Source organism: Paenibacillus sp. KN14-4R (genome assembly GCF_052180255.1).
Classification (GTDB): Bacteria; Bacillota; Bacilli; order Paenibacillales; family NBRC-103111; genus Paenibacillus_AM.
This window is the reverse complement of the sequence record NZ_CP197466.1, coordinates 4,024,897-4,046,230: the sequence shown is the minus strand read 5'-3', so window position 1 is coordinate 4,046,230 and position 21,334 is coordinate 4,024,897. Positions and strand designations below refer to the sequence as shown.

The window sequence follows — 21,334 nt, the reverse complement described above, 5'->3', positions numbered from 1 at the left end:
AAATTTGGATTTACAAGATTATGAATAAACATTTCCAACTAGTTAGAGTTGATTGTATAATGACCACGTATAGCTAACTTTGTGATTTCATACAATTTGGAATGAGAGAGACCCATGTCAGGCTAAAGGCGGACGCATGATGAATTTATCGAAAGAATTACGAAGCTTGTTGTTGATGGGTGTAGTGTCCAATATCGTGATTATCTATATCGGGATTTTCGTGAACTTGTACATCTGGGAACAGGGCAATCATATTTTTGATGTGACATGGTTTAATTTGGTCTTATTCGTCGCCTGGGGTATCGCTTATGGAATGGCTTCGCAATTGTTGTTTGGGCGAACGATCCGATTGCTGTACGGCTTATCAGCATGTTCGGGTGCGATTGCATTTGTGCTGTTATCGCTGCTGCAGCTTGATAATCAAATGCTTTGGATTGCATGTATTGCGATTCCAGTTGGGCTTATGCAAGGATTTTTCTCGGCAGGTCAAAATATTAGCTTATCGACTTTAGGTAAGGGTACAGACTTCGGCAACTATATGGCGATTAGCGCGATAACAGGTAACATATTAAACATGACAGTTCCACTTTTATCGGCGCTTGTTATTAAGTGGATGGGGTACTCGGGTTCGTTTGTTGTCATGTTTTTCTTTGTCGCACTGATGTTGCTTTTTTCGACGAAGTTACCGCAGGTTTCATTGATTCCATATATGGCGAGTAAAGGGTCGTTTTGGAAGGAGATGCGAATCCGTAAAGTTTTCAACATATCAGGTGCAAAGTGGTTTATTCTATCGTGTCTTGCAGCTGGCTTTATTCTTCAATTTCAAGGTTTATTCGCCTTGTTGTTCACATTTAGTGTGACAGAAAATAAGACGGAAATTGCACTTTTAAATATGATGTATACGTTGTTTGCGCTCGTAGCGTTGGTACTATACAAAAAGCTGAAGTTCATGTCCAATCGCTGGCTGACAGTGGCGGTAGCTCTGCTCACTAGTGGGATGTTGTTAATGCTTGTTCAAGATCCTGTGACACGGATCTGTGCGAATGTGATTACAACGATGGGGATGTTCTACTTTATTACCGTTTGGTCGGGTGATCAAATTAAGGCTGTGAGCAGCTTAGGTGTTGTCCAGCAGTCTCGTATGTTAGTATGGAGAGAATGGTTCCTTTGTCTCACACGAATCATTATGCTCATTCTTGCGCTTGGAATTAAAGATTTTAGCAGCATGATGTTTATCGGTTTAGCGATGTTGACGATTGCTTGCTTACTTACGGTATCATTTTTCCAAACCAAGTTTGGTGCTAGTAGGAAAATGGACAACATAGATTTAGAAGCTTAGCGATCAAAAATCAATGGTTGTTAAATGGAGAGGATGTGAGCGATACCGTTATGTTCGCGCGCAGAGAAAGTTTCAAGGAATACATTCGTTATTACCCAGTCACCACAGCACTGCTTGCTATTCAAGTGATCATGTTCCTCCTGATGCAGTTGTATGGCTCTTCACAAGATTCGTTAACACTCATCAAGTTCGGAGCGATGTTCGATTTACCAGGGCTTCATCCCGAGTTTTGGCGCTATTTTACGGCAATGTTCCTGCATGTTGGGTTAGGACATCTGTTCTTTAATAGCTTTGCAATGATCATATTCGCTCCACCACTGGAGATTATGCTCGGTAAAATCAGGTATTTGGTGCTGTATCTTGTGAGTGGAGTCGTAGGCAATATATTCAGTGCATGGTTACACAAAGATTACTATATTGGGGCAGGGGCATCAGGTGCGATTTATGGGATTTATGCGGCGTATTTATTTTTAGCTTTATTCCGTAAAGACATCATGGATCAAGCAACGAAGCAGACGATTATGATCATTATCGGAGCGGGTTTCTTATCTTCCATTATCACACCGAATGTAGATGTGTATGCGCATTTAGGTGGATTTATCGGCGGATTTGTGTCGCTAGCGCTTATTGTCTTATCGATCAAGAGACGGGTTCGCAAGCGTTCAGGAGATGAGTCTTCCATTATTCGACATTAATTACTCCACATTGAAAAATAAGAAACGGAAGCAGTGACTGTAGTTTTTTCTATGGTCACTGTTTTTTTGTTGGAGTTTGCACATGCTAATGCAAGTAATTCGTTTTTTTATACACTTTTAAATGAGAGAAGGAGTACGTGACAGCGATGAGAATGGCAGACCTGATGACGGAGGAACTCGTCATTCTATCTTTGGGCGCGAAGACGAAGGAAGCTGTAATTGATGAACTGATCGCCGCGCTGTCGGATGAGGGGCATGTAAAAGATGTCGCAGCGTTAAAAGAATCGATTATTGCACGGGAAGTACTCGACTCCACAGGATTTGGACAAGGTGTCGCAATTCCTCATGCAGTCACAGCTGCTGTGAAGTCTTTACAACTCGTATACGGTTACAGTGAGGTGGGCCTTGATTATGAATCGCTCGATGATCAAATGGCCCATTGGTTTTTTATGATCGTGACCCCACCGGAGCAGCGTGAATTACAGATCGAGATGCTTTCCCATTTGGCAGCTTGTATAGGAGAGCCTGATTTCCGGTCTAATCTTGCTGCTGCTATTACACCCAATCAAGCCATAGAGGTGATAGCCATGCAGGAAGATGCTTTATATAAACCTCCATTTGCTGATAAACAACAAATCGATATGGAAGATTCGACTAATTCTGATGTGACCATGGAACAGATGGGCATGGCTATCTTAGACCCGATTACAGGCAATCGTCCAACATACGGTCGCAGTAAGCGTACGGCAGTTGGGGTATGGGGCAAATTTTATTACCATCTTGCATGTGGTGTTTCGCATGTACTTCCACTTGTTATTGGTGGCGGGCTTCTGCTCATATTGAGCCTTATGTTAGGTATAGATGTAACAGATCCGAGTGCCAATTCGAGCTGGCTGGCTGTCATGTTAGCCCAAATTGGTGGAGGCATTGCTCTTTCACTCATTGTGCCTGTATTAGCGGCTTATATCTCGGTGAGTATCGCGGACAGACCGGGGTTTGCTCCGGGTATCGTAGGGGGCATGATTGCACAGACGTCAGGCTGCGGTCTGCTTGGGGGGCTAGCAGCTGGTTGGCTAGCAGGCTATGTTGTCACGGCACTGACTGAACTGATTCGAATCATTCCAATCCAATTAGAAAAGGTAAAGTGGCTGCTTCTCTTACCCTTATGCAGTATCGCAATCACAGGAATACTCATGTATGTATTTGTCGTTGAGCCCATTGCATGGCTCAATCGGGGTCTCGGGCATCTGCTGCAATTAATTGGCATTCGAGGCATGTGACGATGTGATGGTTAGGTTGATTTTTCATGTAGGATTAGGTAAAATAAGGTGTTACTAAAAAAACTATTTTTGTTTACATAGTTTACAAGGAAATTAGGTTGAGGTGAAACCATGTCAGTCAGTCAGAACGAAACAAAAGCAAAAATGAAGATGAGTCGCGTCCAGTGGGTCGGTTTATCTCTAGTCATCGCTATTCTTTTCATTGACATGCTGCTTTATAGTATTGTCATTCCCATTATTCCTTATTTCCAAGAGAAGCTGCAGCCTTCTGCGACAATGATGGGTGTATTATTCGCAAGTTATGCTGTTGCCTTGTTTCTTGCAACACCATTTTTTGGTCCATTAAGTGACAAGATCGGTAGACGTACTCCGATTATCGTAGGTTTAGTCGGTATGGCCATATCAACAATCATGTTCGCTTATGCGGATACGATGTTTGTGCTGATTGTGGCACGTTTTGTTCAGGGCCTTGCTGCCGCTGCAACATGGACTGCAGCTCTTGCTTTTTTAGCAGATATTTTTCCTGCGCAAATGCGGGGCACGGCCATGGGTATTGCGCTTACAGGTATATCCACCGGATCTCTTATGGGTGCGCCTCTTGGTGGATGGTTATTTGAGTTCGGAGGAACGATGCTGCCGTTTTTCTTCACCTGTGGATTAACGATTGTCGCTGCATTGCTCGTCATATTCTTGATGCGTGAGCCTGAACGCGCGAAGGAAGAAAGTATGGGTACGTTCCATTTACTCCGTAATAAGTCAGTTGTTTTCATTGCTTGTGTGATCTTACTTGCTGAAAGTTCAATGACGTTGTTAGAACCTGTCTTACCTGTATTCTTAACAGATCAAATGGCATTTTCCCCAGCGGTTATTGGTTTTGTGTTCGGTGCGATGACGCTCACATATGGACTAAGTGCACCGATTGCAGGCGCACTCGCAGGAAAGTATAACCCTTTTATCATTATGTTAGTGGGAGTTGCCTGTCTAGCGCTGGCCTTGCCACTGCTTGTCTTTTCAAAGACATTGTGGCAAGAACTATGCAGTGCGGCAGTTGTAGGTGCCTTGATTGGATTTACATTGTCACCAACACTCGCGACACTGGGTATCTTGGTCGATCAGGATGAACAAGGAGGCTACGGTGCTGCTTATGCGCTATTTAATATGTTCCACGCAGTAGGAATTATCATAGGTCCGCTTCTTGGTGGAGTATTAACAGATTTCGTGGCTGTGCCAACAGCTGTACTCCTTGTAAGTACTTCGATATTGCTCGTTGTTGCGTTGCTAGCAGCTGTTCTACGGTGGAAACTACCGAAATGGCAGGGGGTTAGACGCGACGGTGTCTAGCTTGTTGAACCTAAATCTTCGTGCGGTCAGGGTTGTCCTTTTGTCTTAAGAGACGAAGGGACAACCCTTTTGTTTGTGTATCGCAGACAAGGAAAGCTGAGGGATGGTATAGTTAAGAAATGGAATAGAGAGCTTGAGTAGAAAGTGAGGAAAGACAATACACCTATGCAGCATTCGATCTTATTAATAGAAGATGATGAATCTATTGTTGAAATGGTAGAAAATTATTTAGTCAGAGAAGGATTCGCAGTAACCCATGCGTTTACAGGCGAGGATGGCGTCAAAGCGTTTATGCAGCAATCATTTGATCTAGTCATTTCTGATCTGATGATGCCGAAGCTCGATGGGATGGAGGTCATTAAGATTATTCGCCAACAAAGCGCTGTGCCGATTCTCATTATGTCTGCCAAAGACAGTGATGTGGATAAGGCGCTGGGTCTCGGATTTGGAGCGGATGATTATATAGCTAAGCCCTTCTCGATGATTGAGCTTGCAGCCCGTGTGAAAGCGATGATTCGCCGAGCAACCCAATATTCAAGTCCAGAGCCGAAACAGGACCAAGTACTAACTTTTGGTGATTTAACCGTTGATATAGAGAGCATGATCGTAACAAAATCAGGCGAGCCCCTGAAATTAACATCCAAAGAATTTGATCTTCTGAGGCTTTTTGTCACAAATCCGAATCGTGTGTTCACGAAAGCGCAAATTTACGGATTTGTATGGAAAGATGATTACTACGGCGACGAGAATGTCATTAACGTACATATGCGCAGATTGCGTGAGAAAATCGAGCATGATCCCTCCAATCCCGAGTGGATTAAGACATTATGGGGTATTGGATACAAATGGGACGGGCAATAAGATGAACATCGTATTTCTATTGGTTGTTCTGATCTTGTTGGTCGTTATTATTATTCAATATCGGCAGGGTAAAAAGAGGACGCATGAGCTCTACGATATTCAGAGGAAGTTGCAGACAATCGTGGCGGGTGCTACGAATGAAAAAGTATTATTTTTTACGAATGATCCAGCACTGCAAGCGCTCTTGATTGAACTTAATCGAATGCTTGATGCAAGTCAGCGTGCAGCACTGGCTTTCACCCGAACAGAGGATTCCATGCGACGCATGTTGTCGAACATCTCCCATGATTTGAAGACACCACTGACGGTAGTCTGTGGTTATTTAGAAATCTTGCAGCTGAACCCCGAAATGCATGTTGATGAGCGTAATGAATTGACGGCAAAAGTACATACGAAAGCCATTGAGGTGCTGGGGTTGATCCATTCCTTTTTTGACCTGGCAAAGCTGGAAGCTGGGGATACGGATTTACCGATTGGAAAAGTGCAGCTAAATGAACTGTGCCGTATGAGTATTTTGCAGCATTATGAGGTGTTAACGGCAAGAGGAATGGAAGTTGTCATTAAGATTCCCGATCAGTCGATTCAAGCCAAGGGTAATGAGGAAGCCCTGAAGCGTGTGCTGAATAACTTGATCTCGAATGCCATTCAATATGGCGGTGATGGGAATATATTAGGCCTTACTTTAAGAGAAGATGTAGGGTCTGCCTACATTGAAGTGTGGGATCGAGGTAAAGGGATCTCGGAGATGCATAAGGATGCCGTATTCGAGCGGATGTATACATTGGAGGATTCACGGAATCGCTCCTATCAAGGCAGTGGACTTGGATTGACCATTACGAAGCGACTCATTGAACAGATGGGTGGAAAGATACACTTGCATAGCAAACCTTATGAGAAGACGATGTTCACCATACAGCTTGTCCAAATGCGCTATTAATTAGCTTAAGAAATACGTAAGAATAGGGTAAGAAAAAAGAAACGTTCATTCGATATGATAAGACCATGATAAATAGTGAGAGGGGCTTATTGAACACAAATGACTTTTATCCTAAGAACAAATCAACTGACGAAGGTCTATCAAGATAAGGAAGTCGTCATGAACGTTGACATGCATATTAAAAAAGGTGAGATATACGGATTTCTCGGACCAAACGGAGCTGGTAAGACAACCATCATGCGAATGATTACCAACTTAGTCAAGCCAACATCAGGTGAGGTGGAAGTGTTCGGTGAGAAATTGACACCATCCTCCTATCATTTGCTTAGCAAAATGGGCATGATTATTGAATATCCGATATTTTACGATAAGATGACAGCTAGAGAAAACTTAGAGCTTCACTGCGAATATATGGGCTTTTATAACCATTCTGCGATTGATGACGCTCTGAAACTCGTGAATTTAACGAATATTGATGATAAACCGGCTAAAGATTTCTCATTGGGGATGAAACAGCGCCTTGGGATTGCAAGAGCGATTGTGACCAAACCGGAGCTTCTTATCTTAGACGAACCAATTAATGGGCTTGATCCAGTCGGTATCAAAGAAATCCGTGATCTGTTCCGCATGCTAAGTCGTGAGTATGGTATTACGATCTTGATCTCGAGTCATATTCTTGCTGAAATTGAACAGATTGCCGATACGATCGGTGTTATTAATCATGGAAGATTAATAGAGGAAGTGTCGATGGACGCTATCCGTGAATCGAATACAGAATACATTGAAATTGTGACACAGGATGAGGCGAAAGCTGCTTATGTACTAACCAATGATCTGAATTTATCCAACATTCGTGTGATGGGTAATCATGTGATCCGCATTTATGATGGGGGAGTCCCGCAGAATGCAGTGATGAAGGCTCTTGTCATGAATGATGTGGTGGTAGAGTCTATCCATATGAAGACTAGCTCATTAGAAGACTACTTCCTCGGTTTACTAAATGGAGGTGGTATTCATGCTTAAATTGATGAAACTTGAGCTTAGAAGAACGAAGTTGAGAGGATACCTGATCGGGGTTGCCGGCATTAATCTATTCTTGATTGCGCTTCTGACTCTGATGAGTTTGCAGCTTGATGGTGAGGTTGCACTCGAAAGTTATGAGATGGCATTTTCGCTACTCAATACGTTTCTGCGAGTCGCGTTTATTATTTTTGCAGCCGTCTTAATTGCGAACCTCATTGTGAGTGAGTACAAAGATAAGTCGATTTCCCTCTTGTTTATGTACCCGATTTCAAGGAAAAAGCTTTTTGCTGCTAAGCTGCTTATCGTTGTGATCTTTACATTCACTGCGATGATCATATCGACCGTTATTTCGACTTTTGTATTTCTGACTATTGATCACTTTATACAGCTTATACCAGGAAATGTGACATTTGAACTCCTTAAGGATGATGCCATTAAGATGCTCTTCAGTGCTTTCTCTGCAGCGGGAATTTCTCTGATCTCTCTTTATTTCGGTATGAGGAAAAAATCGACCGTTACGACGATCGTCTCTTCATTTATTATTGCTTTGTTTGTCAACTCGAATAGTATGGGTTACTCCCTCTATGATATTATTTTCATTCCAATCACGTTAGCTTTGATTGGAGTAGGAATTGCCTACATGTCCATTCGTAATATTGATCATGTCGATGTAAATTAATATTCCCATATGCATAAGCCGTGCTTACCGTATAGGGGGTGCGGCTTTATTAACAGCCTATTGTAGCCTAATCATGATATAATAAAACGCATGTTAGGAAAGGGGGGTTACACATGGCTAACACCCATACGTACAGTCCAAAAGAAGAGATTGCAAATGCAATCACACACGGCATCGGTGCGTTATTAAGCATAGCAGCACTTGTCTTGCTTGTTGTATTTTCAAGTATTAATGGTACACCGTGGCACGTTGTGAGCTTCGCCATTTATGGCACGACGATGATTCTCCTCTTCGTTTCCTCCACACTTGTTCACAGCTTTCCAGAAGGCAAAATTAAAGATTGGTTCGAGTTCTGCGATCACTCTTCGATTTATTTGTTTATTGCAGGCACGTACACGCCTTTCTTGTTCGTGGTGTTAAAAGGTACATTAGGATGGACGTTGTTCGGTGTGATCTGGGGAATCGCCATTGGCGGAATCGTATTTAAGATCTTTTTTACGAAAAAATTCCTGTTCATGTCTACGTTGTTCTATATCGCAATGGGCTGGCTTATGATTACGGCATGGAATCCGCTTGTAGCTAAGCTCCCACAAGGCGGCATTATTCTCCTAATCGTGGGCGGTGCCTTGTATACACTGGGTACCGTGTTCTATGTATGGCGAGGTTTTCCTTATCACCATGCGGTGTGGCATTTATTCGTTTTGGCAGGAGCGATTGCTCATTTCTTCATGATGTTCAATTATGTAATGCCGCTTCAAATCACATAAAACCTAGATATTTTTAAACTTAAAAGGGCTATCCCGAAGGTGTTTGAAACCTTGTGGGATAGCCCTTCTTTTGGCTAGCGAGATTTAATTACTCAATAATTAGAGTATCAGCTGTGCTCTTGCCAGGGTAGCTTAACGCTACAACTGGGCCGTAGTAGCCACTGATTTTCACGCCGTCTTTTAAAGCATCTGCTTCAACAGGCGTGCCATCACGTTTGATAATGCGAGTATTGTTATCTACGGTTAGCATGATGTCGTTGCCAACTTCTTTATCGCCTTCACCGTTGACATATACTTGGAAAATGAATGTATCCATCGGGTGTGCCGTTTTGTCAATTATGCCGTGAACCGGAATCGTCTGCTTGGTTACGTATAGCTTGCTTGCATTACCGATTGGTGGCAAGCTCTTTGTTAAACGCTCGCCGTAGAAAGCTGTTACTTTGTAGCCTTCACGAAGGTCTTCAAGTTTAAGCGCTTTACCGTTCACAAGATCAATAATTTCAGTGGATGCATCGATTGTCAATTTCACTTGATTGAAACCTTTTCCACCAAGTTTTTGGCCGCTGATTTCAGCAATATATCCTGCTTCCTGTTTTGTAAGTGAAGTCATGATACCGCTTGTTGCTAGGGAAAGATCAGCTTGCTTTTTCGTTAAGTTAATGGATTGTTTCTCGCCATTCCATTCCACTTCAAAGCCCATTTTATTTGCAAGTTCGCGAAGTGGTAAGTATGTTTTGTCATCATATGTAACAGGTGCAAGGGATTGATCTTGCTTCGTCCCGTTAATGGAGATTTCTAACTTGGAGTTCAAATAGGCTTCAACCTTTTGTGTTAAGGAAGATGCACTGGCTACAGGTACGATGCTGACAGCTGCTACAAGAGATGCTGCAAGTAATACTTTGGATTTCTTCTTCATGATGATTCCCCCTGTTAGGTCGTTTTGATTTTGTTCATCCTTACTAACGGCAATGTTGTCCAATATGTTGCATAGGAATATAAAATAGGGTTGTATTAGTATAATTTTAATAGGGGGGACGCTATGAGATCGAACCGATGGATCGTCTTACTGTGTTATACCGCTTTAGCAGGGATGAGCCAGATGTTATGGCTGAACTTTGCACCTATTATTAGTCAATTGGAAACACGCTATCAAGTATCGGCAGCGGACATCAATTGGCTATTAAGTGTGTTTCCTCTTATTTATGTACTGCTGTCTGTGCATGCGGGCATCGTGATTGACAGGCGAGGATACCGATTTGCAGTTGGGGTCGGTGGCATCTTGATGGCGGTATTCGCCTGCGTACGAGTGATGGACTTTAACTTTTATTGGCTCTTAGTGGGACAGATTGGAATTGCTATTGGGCAGCCTTATGTCGTCAATGGCATCACAAAGCTTGTGACGGATTGGTTTCCTCGTAATAAGCAGGCGATGGCTACAGGCGTAGGGACGATGGGCATGTTCATTGGGATGGCACTTGCTCTTGCAGGTACGCCGCTTTTAGTGGGAGCGACGAATTTGCAGTTGACGCTTCTTATTTTTGCAGCGATTACAGTGTTCTTTACAGCTTTATTCTGGGTGTTCGTTCATCCGAATCCGAAGGGTTCAGAAGATCAATTGCATGCGGCTGCTTCGGTTGGGGGCTGGCGTGGTATGCTTCCGCTTCTAAGGGATAGACAGCTACTACTTATTTGTGTCATTGCTTTTGCTGCACTTGGTTTTTTTAATGGGTTAACGTCTTGGCTGGAGCCGATACTAGCGCCTTTTCGTGTTTCTTCAGAGGAAGCGGGATGGATCGGTGGCGCGTTTATCATCGGTGGTATACTCGGAGCAGGTGTGATCCCGTCGATTTCGGACAAAATGGGCAAACAGCGACCTTTTCTGCAATTGTGCTGTATAACAGCCCTCGTGATTATTTATCCGCTGTGTACACAGGGGGATGTCACGATGCTACTTGTGCTAGGTAGTCTGCTCGGATTTTTCTTTTTACCCGGATATGCTTTGTTGTTGTCCATGACAGAGCGTATTGCTGGAGAAAAGCAGGCGGGTGAAGCAACGGGACTGATGATGCTTGCTGGTAATCTTGGCGGAGTTCTGGTTATTCCTGGCATGCAGATGGTCACCGGGGATAATGCGACTTGGATTAATGCGGTGTACCTCATGCTAGTACTTGTGCTGTTTAGCTTCATACTTACTTTATGGATAAAAGAAAAGAAGCCAGATGCCATTCAGACAAATGTAAACAAAAGATAAACATTATATGTAAAAAAATATCTTTATGTACTAAAATAGGGTTGTATTCCATTTTATCCAAGGGAGGGAACGTGAATGAAAGATAAAGTTGTGATTGTAACAGGTGGGTCAAGTGGGATGGGAAAGGCGATGGCAGCGCGTTTTGCAGCAGATGGGGCCAAGGTGGTCATTACAGGACGAACGCTCGAGAAACTAGAGGCTGCAAAGGAAGAAATAGAGACGTTCCCTGGGCAGGTACTGGGTATTCCAATGGATGTGAGGCAGCCTGACGATGTTCAGCGCATGGTGCAAGAGACGGTAGCGGCTTTTGGTCGTATCGATTATCTAGTGAATAATGCTGCTGGTAATTTCCTATGTGCAGCAGAAGATTTATCCATAAACGGGTGGAATTCTGTTATTAATATCGTGCTCAATGGCACGTTCTATTGCAGTTCGGCTGTGGGCAAGTACTGGATTGCTGAAGGGATACGCGGCAGCATTGTGAATATGGTCGCGACTTATGCTTGGGATGCAGGACCTGGAGTCATTCATTCTGCCAGTGCTAAAGCAGGGGTGCTTGCCATGACACGAACACTTGCTGTGGAATGGGGACATAAGTATGGCATACGTGTGAATGCGATCGCTCCTGGCATGATCGAGCGTACAGGTGGTGCTGCGAAACTTGTGGCATCTGCGGAAGCAGGCGAGCGTATGCTTAAAAGTGTACCGTTAGGACGCTTGGGTACCCCAGAAGAAATTGCAGGTTTGGCTGCATTCTTATTCTCGAAGGAAGCGGATTATATGAATGGCACTTGTATGACAATGGACGGTGGTAGTTCATTGCATCAGTATTTTATTTAAGAATAAAGCTAGCGCAATTTTTGATAAGCAGGAGGTGAGGCCTGCGTGAGGCTTTCAGAAGTGCATCCATTTTTTTATCACATGCGAATTAAACAATTTCAATGGACTCGTTATGTACAAGATTTCTTTTCAAAAAAAACTTTCGCTCGCCGAATGAGTCATGATAACTTGCCATATTCGTGTAAAAAGCATCAATCGCTGCTTCGTAGGAAGTTGGGGGAATCAGACCCCAGATTACAGGAAAATAAGATTGTGAATTTGCAGTTAGCTGCCAATCGGTTGGATGGAATCTGTATTCGCCCGGGAGAAACGTTCTCTTTCTGGAAATTAGTAGGAAAGACGACAGCGGAGCGCGGCTTTATCGAAGGGCTGTTACTCTCGCAGGGGAAAGTGATCACAGGGGTAGGTGGTGGTATCTGCCAGCTTGCGAACTTGCTCTATTGGATGGGGCTGCACACACCACTTGAAATCGTAGAGCGGCATCATCATCATTTTGACCCGTTTCCCGATGATCATCGGGTGCTTCCGTTCGGCAGTGGAGCTAGTGTATTCTATAACTATATTGATTTGCGGTTGTACAATCCGACGGAACAAACCTTCCAATTTCGTGTCTGGCTGACAGATGAGCATCTCCGGGGTGTTATCTTTAGTGATCAACCGTGGTCTTATTCTTATCATATTAAGGAGAAGAAGCATCGTTTTCTAAGAGAGGACAATAAGACTTATCGCGAGAATGAGATTTGGCGAGATACCATTGATAAAAAAACGGGAAATATCATCAAAGAAGAGATGCTGATGGCGAACTTCTCCGAGGTGAAGTATAAGGTGGAAGGTCTATGAAAAGGAGCTAAGTGCATCATGAGTGAATTAACGATGAGAGATGCCAGAATCGAAGATCTACCAGCCATTATTGAGATTTATAATTCGACCATCCCAAGTAGAATGGTGACCGCAGATACCGAACCGGTCACAGTAGAAAGTCGCATGCCATGGTTCCATGCCCATACACCGGGTACTCGTCCATTATGGGTGGGAGAGATCAATGGTGAAATCTGTGGATGGGTTAGTTTTCAATCTTTTTACGGTAGACCGGCTTATCTTGGCACCGTTGAGATTAGTGTATATGTATCCGAACGGTTTCGTGGGCAAGGTCTAGGACAACGTCTGCTTGAGAAGGCGATGGATGATTGTTCAACCTTGCAAGTACATACGATTCTAGGTTTTATTTTCGGTCATAATGAACCCAGTTTGAAATTGTTCGAAAAATATGGATTCGAGCGTTGGGGTCATCTGCCGAAAGTGGCCGTACTTGATGGGGTGGAGCGCGATCTAATCATTGTTGGAAAAAGAGTTGGCTAGAGGCTCCGAGGTACTTTGTGTGGGGCTGCGGACTTCCTATATCTCTCCAGCCGCTGTTGAAGGGGGATTCCTTGATTAGGTTAGCAGGAGGGAATCCTCCTTCAAAGGCGGCCCACTTCGTTTTCCGAGACATAGGATGCCCTTCGCCACTCAATGAAGCCTTCCTGCGGTTGCTTCCAGCAACGTATTGTGGGTTGCAGTAAAAAAAGCAGTTTCCCAAGTTTTCGGGAAACTGCTTTTTTGCCTACCCTCCACTCTTCCCAAAGGAAGGTGGAGGGTGGAGTTAGATAGGGCGTCGGAGGACGGAGGAGAGCCTATGTCCTGAAAAACGGAGTGTGCCGCCTTTGAATCGGTATTCCAACCTTCCAACCTAATCCAAGGAATACCGATTCAACAGCGGCTGTAAGGATATAGGCACTCCGCAGTCCGCAGTCCGGATTACGCCCACAGCCCACACCCACCTTATACCTTCAAAGAAGAACTCACACCCATCCTCTTGCTTCCATCGCTTCTGTAATCCGCTTCAGCGAAATCATATAAGCGCCTGTGCGAAGGTCTGTGTTGTATGCTTTAGCCAGCTTGCTTACCGCTTGGTAAGAAGAAACCATTTTTACATTCAACTTATCGTTTACTTCTTCTTCCGACCAATAGAAATTCATCAAGTTTTGAACCCACTCAAAGTAGGAAACCGTCACACCACCAGCATTTGCAAGAATATCAGGAATGACAACAATGCCTTTACCGGATAAGATTTTATCTGCGTCTGGCGTAGTTGGACCGTTAGCAGCTTCAGCAACGATCTTCGCTTTGATATGGTCCGCATTAGCAAGAGTAATCACGTTCTCAAGTGCAGCAGGTATCAGAATATCGACTTCAAGCTCAAGTAGATCATGATTCGAAATGTGATACTGCTTGCCGTAATCTAGAATGGAAGCTGTGTCTTTTAACTGACCCACCGCCTGTACATCAAGACCGGCAGGATTGTAGATGCCACCTTTGGAATCGCTGACAGCAACAACTTTACACCCTAGATCAGCAAGCAAGTTTGCTGCGATACGACCTGCGTTTCCAAAGCCTTGAATGGCAACTGTTGCGCCAGCTGGTTCGCGGCCCATTTCTTTAAGTGCTTCAATAATGGTATATACACAACCGCGAGCGGTTGCTTCGTTACGTCCTTTGGAACCACCAAGAATAAGTGGCTTACCTGTAATCACGCCAGGAGAGTTAACACCTTTTAGACGGCTGTATGTGTCCATCATCCAACCCATGATTTGAGCTGTTGTATACACGTCTGGTGCAGGAATATCTGTTTCAGGTCCTACAATGTCAGCGATTGCTTCCATGAAGCCGCGGCTTACACGTTCTAATTCACCTTTGCTGAAATCGTGTGGATCGCAGATTACGCCACCTTTACCACCACCATAAGGCAGACCCACAACGCCGCACTTAAAGGACATCCACATCGATAGTGCTTTTACTTCATCCAACGTAACATCGGGGTGGAAGCGGATGCCGCCTTTTGTAGGACCGATTGCATTGTTGTGTTGGGAACGATAACCTTCAAATACTTTTACACTGCCATCGTCCATTTTGACTGGAAAATTAACAGTAAGTACGCGCTTAGGTCTTTTCAAAATATCGACAGCCGCTTTCGGTAAATTGAGAAGTGCCGCGGCGGAGTCAATTTGTTTCTGTGCGATTTCAAAAGGGTTTAGTGTCTCAGTGTTCGTAACAGTTGTTTGCATAGGGATAACCAACCTTTCTTCTCCTAAGTATGTTGTTATTTTGGATAAAAATATTCTTTAGCGCTTTAACGGATTCGAATTTTTCTTATTATATGTTAGTGATTATCAATTAGGGAAATTAATTATTGCTTTCATAAACATAAACAAAATTTATCGAAATGTTCTGAAAACGGTTGCAAATGAAGCAGAATAAGGGTTTTCAATAAAAAAAGCACCTGGCAATTTTCATGCCAAATGCTTCAAATTTATATGTTTATACTTTGAAACGTTGTATCACTTCTTGAAGTTCATGCGATAACTGTTTCATGGATTGACTGTCAGAGGACATGGTTTCTAGATTTGAGAGCTGCTCTTGGGCTGCCGCCAAAATATTCTGAGTCGAAGCCAGTGTCTCGCCTGAGAGATTCGCGATATGATCGACTGAAGATGCGATTTGGGACGTGCTTGCTGACATTTGTTCAGTTGCAGCTGAGGCTTCTTCAATTTGCATAACGACTCGCTTGGTTGCTTCTAAGATATGAGTAAAGGACGTTTGTGTATCTTGAATAAAAATGATGCCGCTCTCTGTTTCTTTTTGTGTGTTCGTCATAGCTGTGACGATGGAGATGATGTCGCTTTGAATCGCTGATACAATTTCGCTAACCTGCTTGGACGTTGAGTTAGATTGTTCTGCGAGCTTACGAACCTCAAGAGCGACGACTGCGAAGCCCTTTCCATGTTCACCGGCATGTGCAGCTTCAATCGATGCATTGAGCGCAAGCAAGTTGGTCTGTGTAGATATACGGGTGATGGTACTTACCATCTCTCCGATTTGCCCGGATCGTTCGTTAAGGTCTTCAACCCGTTGTGAAATGCTATTTACGTTGTCACGAATCGTATGCATTTGATTCATCGAACGTTGTAAAGATGTGTTACCGACTTCGACTTGCTCTGCCGAATGCGCAGATGTATCAAAGGCAATGGTAGCCGACTCTGCAATCCGTTTAATCCCTTCGGACATTTCATCCGTTGCAGTGGCGCTCTCTAGAGATTGAACCGCTTGTGCTTCCCCACTGACTGCAATTTCTTGAATCGCTGTAGCAATATTTTGTGAAGCAGTTGATGTTTCGTTTACAGATGATGCAAGATGGTCAGATGCATGAGACACTTGTGAAATGCTGGATTGAATATGTATAACGAGTTTCTTGATTTGATCATTCATTTCAGTAAAGCCAGTCATTACTTGACCAATCTCATCTTTACGCCATGTTTGTAGATCAATAGGGGCTGTAAGGTCGCCGTTTGCCACGATTTTGAAGCTCTCATTAACCCGTTTTAAAGGCTGAACCAAATGCCTAGAGAAGAAGAAGGCTGCGATACCGCCAATTGCGATACAGATGATTGAAGAGATGAGCATTGTAAATAGGAATGCTTGTTTGTCATGGTTAAAGTCACTTTCAAATGAACCTGCACAGATGATCCATCCCCAGATTGGGTCTTTCTCGGAGTATGTCACTTTCGGTTCTATCCGATCGGTGCCTGGAAGTGGCGAGGAATACTTCGTATACCCACCTCCACTGTTGGCTTTCTCCACCATATCACGTCCGTAATACATACCGTTTTGGGTTTGTTCATCCCATAGGTTTTTGCCTTCTGAAATTGGATGAGCCAGGACGTTGGCTTTTTCGTCCATCATGAAAAAGTAGCCATTTTCACCCATATTTAAGCCCGATTTATTCAAGCGTATGCCATCCGCCTGTTTTTCACCAAGTAAAAGAGTTTTCGCCTGATTTTGTGCATCCTCCAGTTTGAGTGTCCCTTGCTTCACGGAGTTGTTCAGTAGGGTAATCGAATCCAAAGCCATTTTGACATTGTTCTTGAGGTTCACTTGAATCAAAAAGTTTGCTTCGCTGCGCGCTTCATTATAACCAAAGAAGCTCGTAATCAGAGCGGGGATAATAAGAAGACCCATGAAAAGACCAAGCATTTTGAAACGAATATTAATATTCAACAATTTGTGCCATAACTGCTGCATGTTCCAAATCCTTTCAGTTTAGTTTGTGGTGCTTTTTGTCACAAATAATATTCATCATGTCGCATGGAATCTCCTTTAAAAAGAACATCTTGCACAATTAGACGCAATTTTCAATTTATTTTATAAGGAAGATGCAAAAATAAATAATTGGGTAAAAATGTGAGAATGTTATGAATTTTTCAAAGGATTTTACATAAATAAACAGAATAATAAAATTATTAATTATTTTACTCTCATATGGAAAAGGAGGCAGTTGGCGAAAGGCTGTGTCATTCTAGAGATTTTCCTGCATATAGTAGTGATATATGCTGCTACAACTTTAGGGATAGCTTGTCTGTGTAGGAATGTTCGTATTTCTGTTAACCAATCATGTTACTTTTTTCACAAAACACGTATGCTTCCGAGGTAGTTTTGCTCTACAAAAGCTAACGCTTTTTTCAGGTCACAAAACACGTATGCTTTCGAAGTAGTTTTGTTCTACAAAAGCTAACGCTTTTTGCAAGTCACAAAACTTTGAGGAGATGTTCACAATGCTGCACATTGTTGTATGTATCAAGCAGGTACCCGACAGCAGGGAGATTCGCATTGATCCAAAGAACAACACGCTCATTCGCCAAGGGGTTCCGAGTATCGTAAATTTTTATGATTTGCATGGTTTAGAAGAAGCGCTGCGGATTAAGGATGAACAAGGGGCCAAGGTGACGGTCGTCACGATGGGACCACCGCCTGCTGAGAAGAGCTTGAAGGAGTGCATCTCACTTGGCGCAGATGAAGCAGTGCTTGTAACAGATCGTGGTTTTGCAGGTGCAGACACGCTGGCAACATCCTATGTAGTGGCAAGTACGATCGCGAAAGTCGCAGAGACTTGGGGACCAGTCGATATGGTGTTCTGCGGCAAGCAGACGCTCGATGGTGACACAGGACAAGTTGGGCCTGGCGTTGCTTGTCGATTGGATCTGGAGCAGCTTACATATGTAAGTAAAGTAGTGAAGGTGGACGAGGAGAATCGCAAGGTAACTGTGCATCGCCTTCTTGAAGATGGGATTGAAGTGGTGGAGACGCAAATGCCGCTGCTTATTACAGCACTTAAGGAGCTCAATAAGGTGCGCCGAGCTTCGATGCCGGGGATGATTCGTGCTGCACGTTATAAGCCGACGGTGTGGACGACAGCAGATTTTCCAAGCTTAGAGAAAGCGAAGATTGGTCTGAAAGGCTCACCGACGATCGTCTCCAAGACTTGGGTGCCGGAGATTAAATCTGTGAAATCAGAGCGAGTGGAAGGCGATACCCCAGAGTTAATTGCCGAAGCGCTTGGAAGTAAGCTGTGGGATGCTCAGCTGCCGCAGCGATTGGGATGGACATCGTAAAACAATAGTTAGTCATGAGAGAGTCAAGGGAGGGCGAAACTTATGGCAAGACAGGAACAACTCGATGATATGCCAGATTGGTCCGCGTACCGTGGGGTTCTAATCGTTGTGGAGCAGCGGGCTGGAGAAGCGAAGAAAGTATCTTGGCAATTGCTTGGTGAAGGGAAGAAGCTGGCAAACAAGTTAGAAGTACCATTGATGGCGCTCGTAATGGGGGATAAGGTCGAACACTTAGCGCAAGAAGCGGTCTGCTATGGGGCAGATAAAGTTTACTTGTGCGAGGCGGAGGAACTACGTGATTATCGGACTCGTCCATACAGCCGCGTGTGCTTGAAGTTAATTGATGAGGCGAAACCGGAAATTGTGCTCTTTGGTGCTACAGCAACAGGACGTGATCTTGCAGGAGCGATTGCCACGCATTTGCCTACGGGATTAACAGCAGATACGACGGAATTGGATGTGGAGCTGCCGCCATCGAGATTACTGCTTGCAAGCCGTCCGGCATTTTCTGAGAAAATGATGGCGACGATCTTGTGTAAGCAGTATCGTCCACAAATGGCGACAGCAAGGGCGGGGGTATTCCAAGCGCTGCCGCGTGATGTGACGCGGACAGCGGAGATTATCCGTATTGCCAATCAAATGCCCGAGGATGAAATTGCCGCGCAGGTGTTAGATTTTGTGCAGGAGACAGGTAGTATTCATTTGGAAGAAGCCGAGGTCATCGTCGCAGGTGGTCGCGGTCTAGGTGGAGCTGAGCCGTTTGCGATGCTAAAAGAGCTTGCGGATGCGCTCGGTGGGGTTGTAGGCGCATCCCGTGCAGCGGTTGATGCAGGTTGGATTAAGCATGAGCACCAGGTCGGTCAGACCGGATTTACGGTGCGTCCGAAATTATATTTTGCAATCGGAATCTCTGGGGCTGTGCAGCATACGGTCGGTATGAGCAACTCGGACATCGTAGTTGCAATCAATAAGGATGAGAAAGCGCCGATCTTCCAGTTCGCACATTATGGCATCGTCGGGGATTTGTTCCGCATCGTGCCTGCGATTACGGCAGAGGTCAAAAAGCGCAGAGGGTTATTTGGGATTCCTGCCAAATCGGAGCCATCCTCTCCACGTTCGATCCTTGATGATGGTGATCAAGTGCAGCAGGAGACAGCGGCAGGAACGGCTCAATAAATCCAAACCGATAAGGAGCGAACCTCAGTGAATGAAAAATTCGATGCAATTGTCGTAGGTGGAGGACCTGCTGGCGCTGCGGCTGCTTTAACGATGGCCCGAGCAGGGATGTCCGTAGTGCTGTTGGAACGTGGTGAATTTCCTGGCGCAAAAAATATATTCGGCGGTGTATTGTACCGCAAGCAAATTGAAGAGTTAGTACCGGAGTTCTGGACGGAGAAGAACTTTCCGATGGAGCGCTACATTGTGGAGCAGCGTATCTGGATGATGGGCAAGGAATCAATGGTGACTTTCGGGCATCGGAATGAAGCATACAAAGAACCTTATAACTGTTTTACAGGTTTGCGGGTGAAATTCGATCAATGGTTTGCGGAAAAGGCAGTTAGCGCAGGCGCGCTGCCGATTTATGAAACCGTAGCGCTTGATGTGATCCGTGAGGGTGACCGAGTCGTTGGCGTGAAGACGGATCGGGAAAATGGCGACTTGTATGCCGATGTTGTCGTCATCGCGGATGGGGTTAACTCCTTGCTCGGTAAAGCGATGGGTATTCATAAGGAATGGAAACCAGATGAGGTATCTCTGGCTGTGAAAGAAGTCATCTCCCTGCCACGAGAGAAGATTGAAGATCGCTTTGGGGTGGAAGGGGACGAAGGGGTTACAATTGAATTCATGGGCGAGACATCTCTTGGCATGGCGGGTATGGGCTTCCTGTATACGAATAAAGATACAATTTCGCTGGGTGTCGGGGTGATGGTTAATCATCTTCGCGATAAAAAGGTCAAACCTTACGCGATCCTCGAATCCGTCAAGCAGCATCCGATGATTCGCAAGCTCATCCAAGGCGGTGAGACGAAAGAATACTCGGGCCACCTCATTCCTGAAGGTGGTTTCACCTCGATTCCGCCGCTTTCAGGTCATGGCTGGGTTGTATGCGGAGATGCAGCCCAGCTCGTCAATTTCGTTCATCGGGAAGGAACCAATTTGGCAATGACTTCAGGTCGACTAGCGGCAGAGGCTATTATTGAGGCGAAAGATCAAGGCAGTTTCTCAGCTGCAACGCTTAAAGCATATGATGAGAAGATCAAGCAATCTTTTGTGCATAAAGACTTAAAGAAATACAGAGGGATGCACCAATTCCTCAAAGAGCAAGATCCTGAGCTGCTATTTGATAAGCTGCCGCGCGCTGTAAATGAAGCTGCCTACAACATGTTCCTGATCGATGGTGTAAGTAAGGCAGAGAAACAGAAGATGGCGATGAAGCTGATCAAAAACGCAGCGGGCGGTACAGTCAACTTGATGAAATTAGGCTACAAGGGATGGAGGGCGATGAACGGATGAGCAACTGCGATGTTTCCGAGAAATTATTTACAATCCGTTACAAATGTGATGACAAGTCCCACTTGGTGATCAAGGAAACCGATACGTGCCTCAAATGTGCGACAAAGGACTGCAACTTTTTTTGCCCATCGGATGTGTATGAATGGGAGAAAAAGCTAAAAATTACAACCGTAGCGTACGAGAATTGCATTGAATGTGGAACATGCCGGATTGCATGTCCATCGGACAACATCGATTGGGTGTATCCGAAAGGCGGGCACGGGATTACGTACAAGTTCGGCTGAAGCTAAAAATGGTGAAAAGCAGGCAATAGCACGGTAAT

20 protein-coding genes are annotated in these 21,334 nt (G+C 44.4%); 17 read left to right on the top strand and 3 right to left on the bottom strand.

All coding sequences use genetic code 11. The features are described from left to right. Positions 1 to 136: 136 nt before the first annotated feature. From ACSBOP_RS19935 to trhA, 9 genes are all read left to right on the top strand, one after another. Complete coding sequence (locus tag ACSBOP_RS19935; RefSeq protein ID WP_442602222.1) at positions 137 to 1,339, top strand: MFS transporter; 1,203 nt, start codon at positions 137 to 139, stop codon at positions 1,337 to 1,339. 35 nt (positions 1,340 to 1,374) lie between these two features. After that, a complete protein-coding gene (locus tag ACSBOP_RS19930) occupies positions 1,375 to 2,034 on the top strand; it encodes a rhomboid family intramembrane serine protease (RefSeq protein WP_442602221.1) in 660 nt (219 codons plus the stop codon). A gap of 146 nt (positions 2,035 to 2,180) precedes the next feature. Further along, positions 2,181 to 3,314, top strand: a complete 1,134-nt coding sequence (locus ACSBOP_RS19925; protein ID WP_442602220.1) for a PTS sugar transporter subunit IIA — start codon at positions 2,181 to 2,183, stop codon at positions 3,312 to 3,314. 111 nt (positions 3,315 to 3,425) lie between these two features. After that, positions 3,426 to 4,655, top strand: a complete 1,230-nt coding sequence (locus ACSBOP_RS19920; protein WP_442602219.1) for an MFS transporter — start codon at positions 3,426 to 3,428, stop codon at positions 4,653 to 4,655. A gap of 165 nt (positions 4,656 to 4,820) precedes the next feature. Then, entirely contained in the window at positions 4,821 to 5,516 is a 696-nt protein-coding gene (locus ACSBOP_RS19915; protein WP_442604541.1) for a response regulator transcription factor, read from the top strand. A 1-nt stretch (position 5,517) separates the two neighbouring features. Next, positions 5,518 to 6,453 (top strand): sensor histidine kinase, encoded by a 936-nt coding sequence (locus ACSBOP_RS19910; RefSeq protein WP_442602218.1) that lies wholly within the window; start codon positions 5,518 to 5,520, stop codon positions 6,451 to 6,453. A 99-nt stretch (positions 6,454 to 6,552) separates the two neighbouring features. After that, positions 6,553 to 7,476: an ABC transporter ATP-binding protein gene (locus tag ACSBOP_RS19905; RefSeq protein WP_442602217.1), complete on the top strand. Its 924-nt coding sequence runs from the start codon at positions 6,553 to 6,555 to the stop codon at positions 7,474 to 7,476. Further along, positions 7,469 to 8,155, top strand: coding sequence for an ABC transporter permease (locus tag ACSBOP_RS19900; protein ID WP_442602216.1), 687 nt, complete (start codon positions 7,469 to 7,471; stop codon positions 8,153 to 8,155). The genes ACSBOP_RS19905 and ACSBOP_RS19900 overlap by 8 nt, the downstream gene beginning before the upstream one ends. Before the next feature lie 113 nt (positions 8,156 to 8,268). Further along, entirely contained in the window at positions 8,269 to 8,922 is a 654-nt protein-coding gene (gene trhA / locus ACSBOP_RS19895) for a PAQR family membrane homeostasis protein TrhA (protein ID WP_442602215.1), read from the top strand. A gap of 88 nt (positions 8,923 to 9,010) precedes the next feature. On the opposite strand, the gene ACSBOP_RS19890 is transcribed toward trhA, so the two are convergent. Next, on the bottom strand, positions 9,011 to 9,838 hold the full coding sequence (locus ACSBOP_RS19890; RefSeq protein ID WP_442602214.1) for a stalk domain-containing protein: 828 nt from the start codon (positions 9,836 to 9,838) through the stop codon (positions 9,011 to 9,013). A 123-nt stretch (positions 9,839 to 9,961) separates the two neighbouring features. Between ACSBOP_RS19890 and ACSBOP_RS19885 the strand changes: the two genes are divergently transcribed. From ACSBOP_RS19885 to ACSBOP_RS19870, 4 genes are all read left to right on the top strand, one after another. Further along, positions 9,962 to 11,173: an MFS transporter gene (locus ACSBOP_RS19885; protein ID WP_442602213.1), complete on the top strand. Its 1,212-nt coding sequence runs from the start codon at positions 9,962 to 9,964 to the stop codon at positions 11,171 to 11,173. Between the two features lie 75 nt (positions 11,174 to 11,248). Then, positions 11,249 to 12,013, top strand: coding sequence for a 2,4-dienoyl-CoA reductase (gene fadH / locus ACSBOP_RS19880; RefSeq protein WP_442602212.1), 765 nt, complete (start codon positions 11,249 to 11,251; stop codon positions 12,011 to 12,013). Positions 12,014 to 12,058: 45 nt separating this feature from the next. Further along, positions 12,059 to 12,853 (top strand): VanW family protein, encoded by a 795-nt coding sequence (locus tag ACSBOP_RS19875; protein ID WP_442602211.1) that lies wholly within the window; start codon positions 12,059 to 12,061, stop codon positions 12,851 to 12,853. A gap of 18 nt (positions 12,854 to 12,871) precedes the next feature. Further along, positions 12,872 to 13,372, top strand: a complete 501-nt coding sequence (locus ACSBOP_RS19870) for a GNAT family N-acetyltransferase (protein WP_442602210.1) — start codon at positions 12,872 to 12,874, stop codon at positions 13,370 to 13,372. Positions 13,373 to 13,854: 482 nt separating this feature from the next. On the opposite strand, the gene ACSBOP_RS19865 is transcribed toward ACSBOP_RS19870, so the two are convergent. Both ACSBOP_RS19865 and ACSBOP_RS19860 read right to left on the bottom strand, forming a co-directional pair. Further along, positions 13,855 to 15,117: a Glu/Leu/Phe/Val family dehydrogenase gene (locus ACSBOP_RS19865; protein WP_442604540.1), complete on the bottom strand. Its 1,263-nt coding sequence runs from the start codon at positions 15,115 to 15,117 to the stop codon at positions 13,855 to 13,857. Positions 15,118 to 15,370: 253 nt separating this feature from the next. Beyond that, positions 15,371 to 17,131 carry a methyl-accepting chemotaxis protein gene (locus tag ACSBOP_RS19860; protein WP_442602209.1) on the bottom strand — a complete coding sequence of 587 codons (1,761 nt, stop codon included), beginning with the start codon at positions 17,129 to 17,131 and terminating at the stop codon, positions 15,371 to 15,373. A 530-nt stretch (positions 17,132 to 17,661) separates the two neighbouring features. Here ACSBOP_RS19860 and ACSBOP_RS19855 point away from each other — a divergent pair. Genes ACSBOP_RS19855 through ACSBOP_RS19840 form a run of 4 tightly spaced genes read left to right on the top strand, consistent with a single transcriptional unit; the run spans position 17,662 to position 21,296 of the window. After that, a complete protein-coding gene (locus ACSBOP_RS19855; protein WP_442602208.1) occupies positions 17,662 to 18,498 on the top strand; it encodes an electron transfer flavoprotein subunit beta/FixA family protein in 837 nt (278 codons plus the stop codon). Positions 18,499 to 18,540: 42 nt separating this feature from the next. Next, the gene (locus ACSBOP_RS19850) at positions 18,541 to 19,674 is read left to right on the top strand and encodes an electron transfer flavoprotein subunit alpha/FixB family protein (RefSeq protein WP_442602207.1); all 1,134 of its coding nucleotides are present in this window, start codon (positions 18,541 to 18,543) and stop codon (positions 19,672 to 19,674) included. Positions 19,675 to 19,701: 27 nt separating this feature from the next. Then, positions 19,702 to 21,012, top strand: coding sequence for an FAD-dependent oxidoreductase (locus tag ACSBOP_RS19845; RefSeq protein ID WP_442602206.1), 1,311 nt, complete (start codon positions 19,702 to 19,704; stop codon positions 21,010 to 21,012). After that, entirely contained in the window at positions 21,009 to 21,296 is a 288-nt protein-coding gene (locus tag ACSBOP_RS19840; RefSeq protein ID WP_442602205.1) for a ferredoxin family protein, read from the top strand. The genes ACSBOP_RS19845 and ACSBOP_RS19840 overlap by 4 nt, the downstream gene beginning before the upstream one ends. Positions 21,297 to 21,334 lie beyond the last annotated feature (38 nt).

Coding starts and splice junctions, on each gene's coding strand:
- ACSBOP_RS19935 (WP_442602222.1), top strand. CDS start 137: ATGATGAATTTATCGAAAGAATTACGAAGCTTGTTGTTGATGGGTGTA.
- ACSBOP_RS19925 (WP_442602220.1), top strand. CDS start 2,181: ATGAGAATGGCAGACCTGATGACGGAGGAACTCGTCATTCTATCTTTG.
- ACSBOP_RS19920 (WP_442602219.1), top strand. CDS start 3,426: ATGTCAGTCAGTCAGAACGAAACAAAAGCAAAAATGAAGATGAGTCGC.
- ACSBOP_RS19915 (WP_442604541.1), top strand. CDS start 4,821: ATGCAGCATTCGATCTTATTAATAGAAGATGATGAATCTATTGTTGAA.
- ACSBOP_RS19910 (WP_442602218.1), top strand. CDS start 5,518: ATGAACATCGTATTTCTATTGGTTGTTCTGATCTTGTTGGTCGTTATT.
- ACSBOP_RS19905 (WP_442602217.1), top strand. CDS start 6,553: ATGACTTTTATCCTAAGAACAAATCAACTGACGAAGGTCTATCAAGAT.
- ACSBOP_RS19900 (WP_442602216.1), top strand. CDS start 7,469: ATGCTTAAATTGATGAAACTTGAGCTTAGAAGAACGAAGTTGAGAGGA.
- trhA (WP_442602215.1), top strand. CDS start 8,269: ATGGCTAACACCCATACGTACAGTCCAAAAGAAGAGATTGCAAATGCA.
- ACSBOP_RS19890 (WP_442602214.1), bottom strand. CDS start 9,838: ATGAAGAAGAAATCCAAAGTATTACTTGCAGCATCTCTTGTAGCAGCT.
- ACSBOP_RS19885 (WP_442602213.1), top strand. CDS start 9,962: ATGAGATCGAACCGATGGATCGTCTTACTGTGTTATACCGCTTTAGCA.
- fadH (WP_442602212.1), top strand. CDS start 11,249: ATGAAAGATAAAGTTGTGATTGTAACAGGTGGGTCAAGTGGGATGGGA.
- ACSBOP_RS19870 (WP_442602210.1), top strand. CDS start 12,872: ATGAGTGAATTAACGATGAGAGATGCCAGAATCGAAGATCTACCAGCC.
- ACSBOP_RS19865 (WP_442604540.1), bottom strand. CDS start 15,117: ATGCAAACAACTGTTACGAACACTGAGACACTAAACCCTTTTGAAATC.
- ACSBOP_RS19860 (WP_442602209.1), bottom strand. CDS start 17,131: ATGCAGCAGTTATGGCACAAATTGTTGAATATTAATATTCGTTTCAAA.
- ACSBOP_RS19855 (WP_442602208.1), top strand. CDS start 17,662: ATGCTGCACATTGTTGTATGTATCAAGCAGGTACCCGACAGCAGGGAG.
- ACSBOP_RS19850 (WP_442602207.1), top strand. CDS start 18,541: ATGGCAAGACAGGAACAACTCGATGATATGCCAGATTGGTCCGCGTAC.
- ACSBOP_RS19840 (WP_442602205.1), top strand. CDS start 21,009: ATGAGCAACTGCGATGTTTCCGAGAAATTATTTACAATCCGTTACAAA.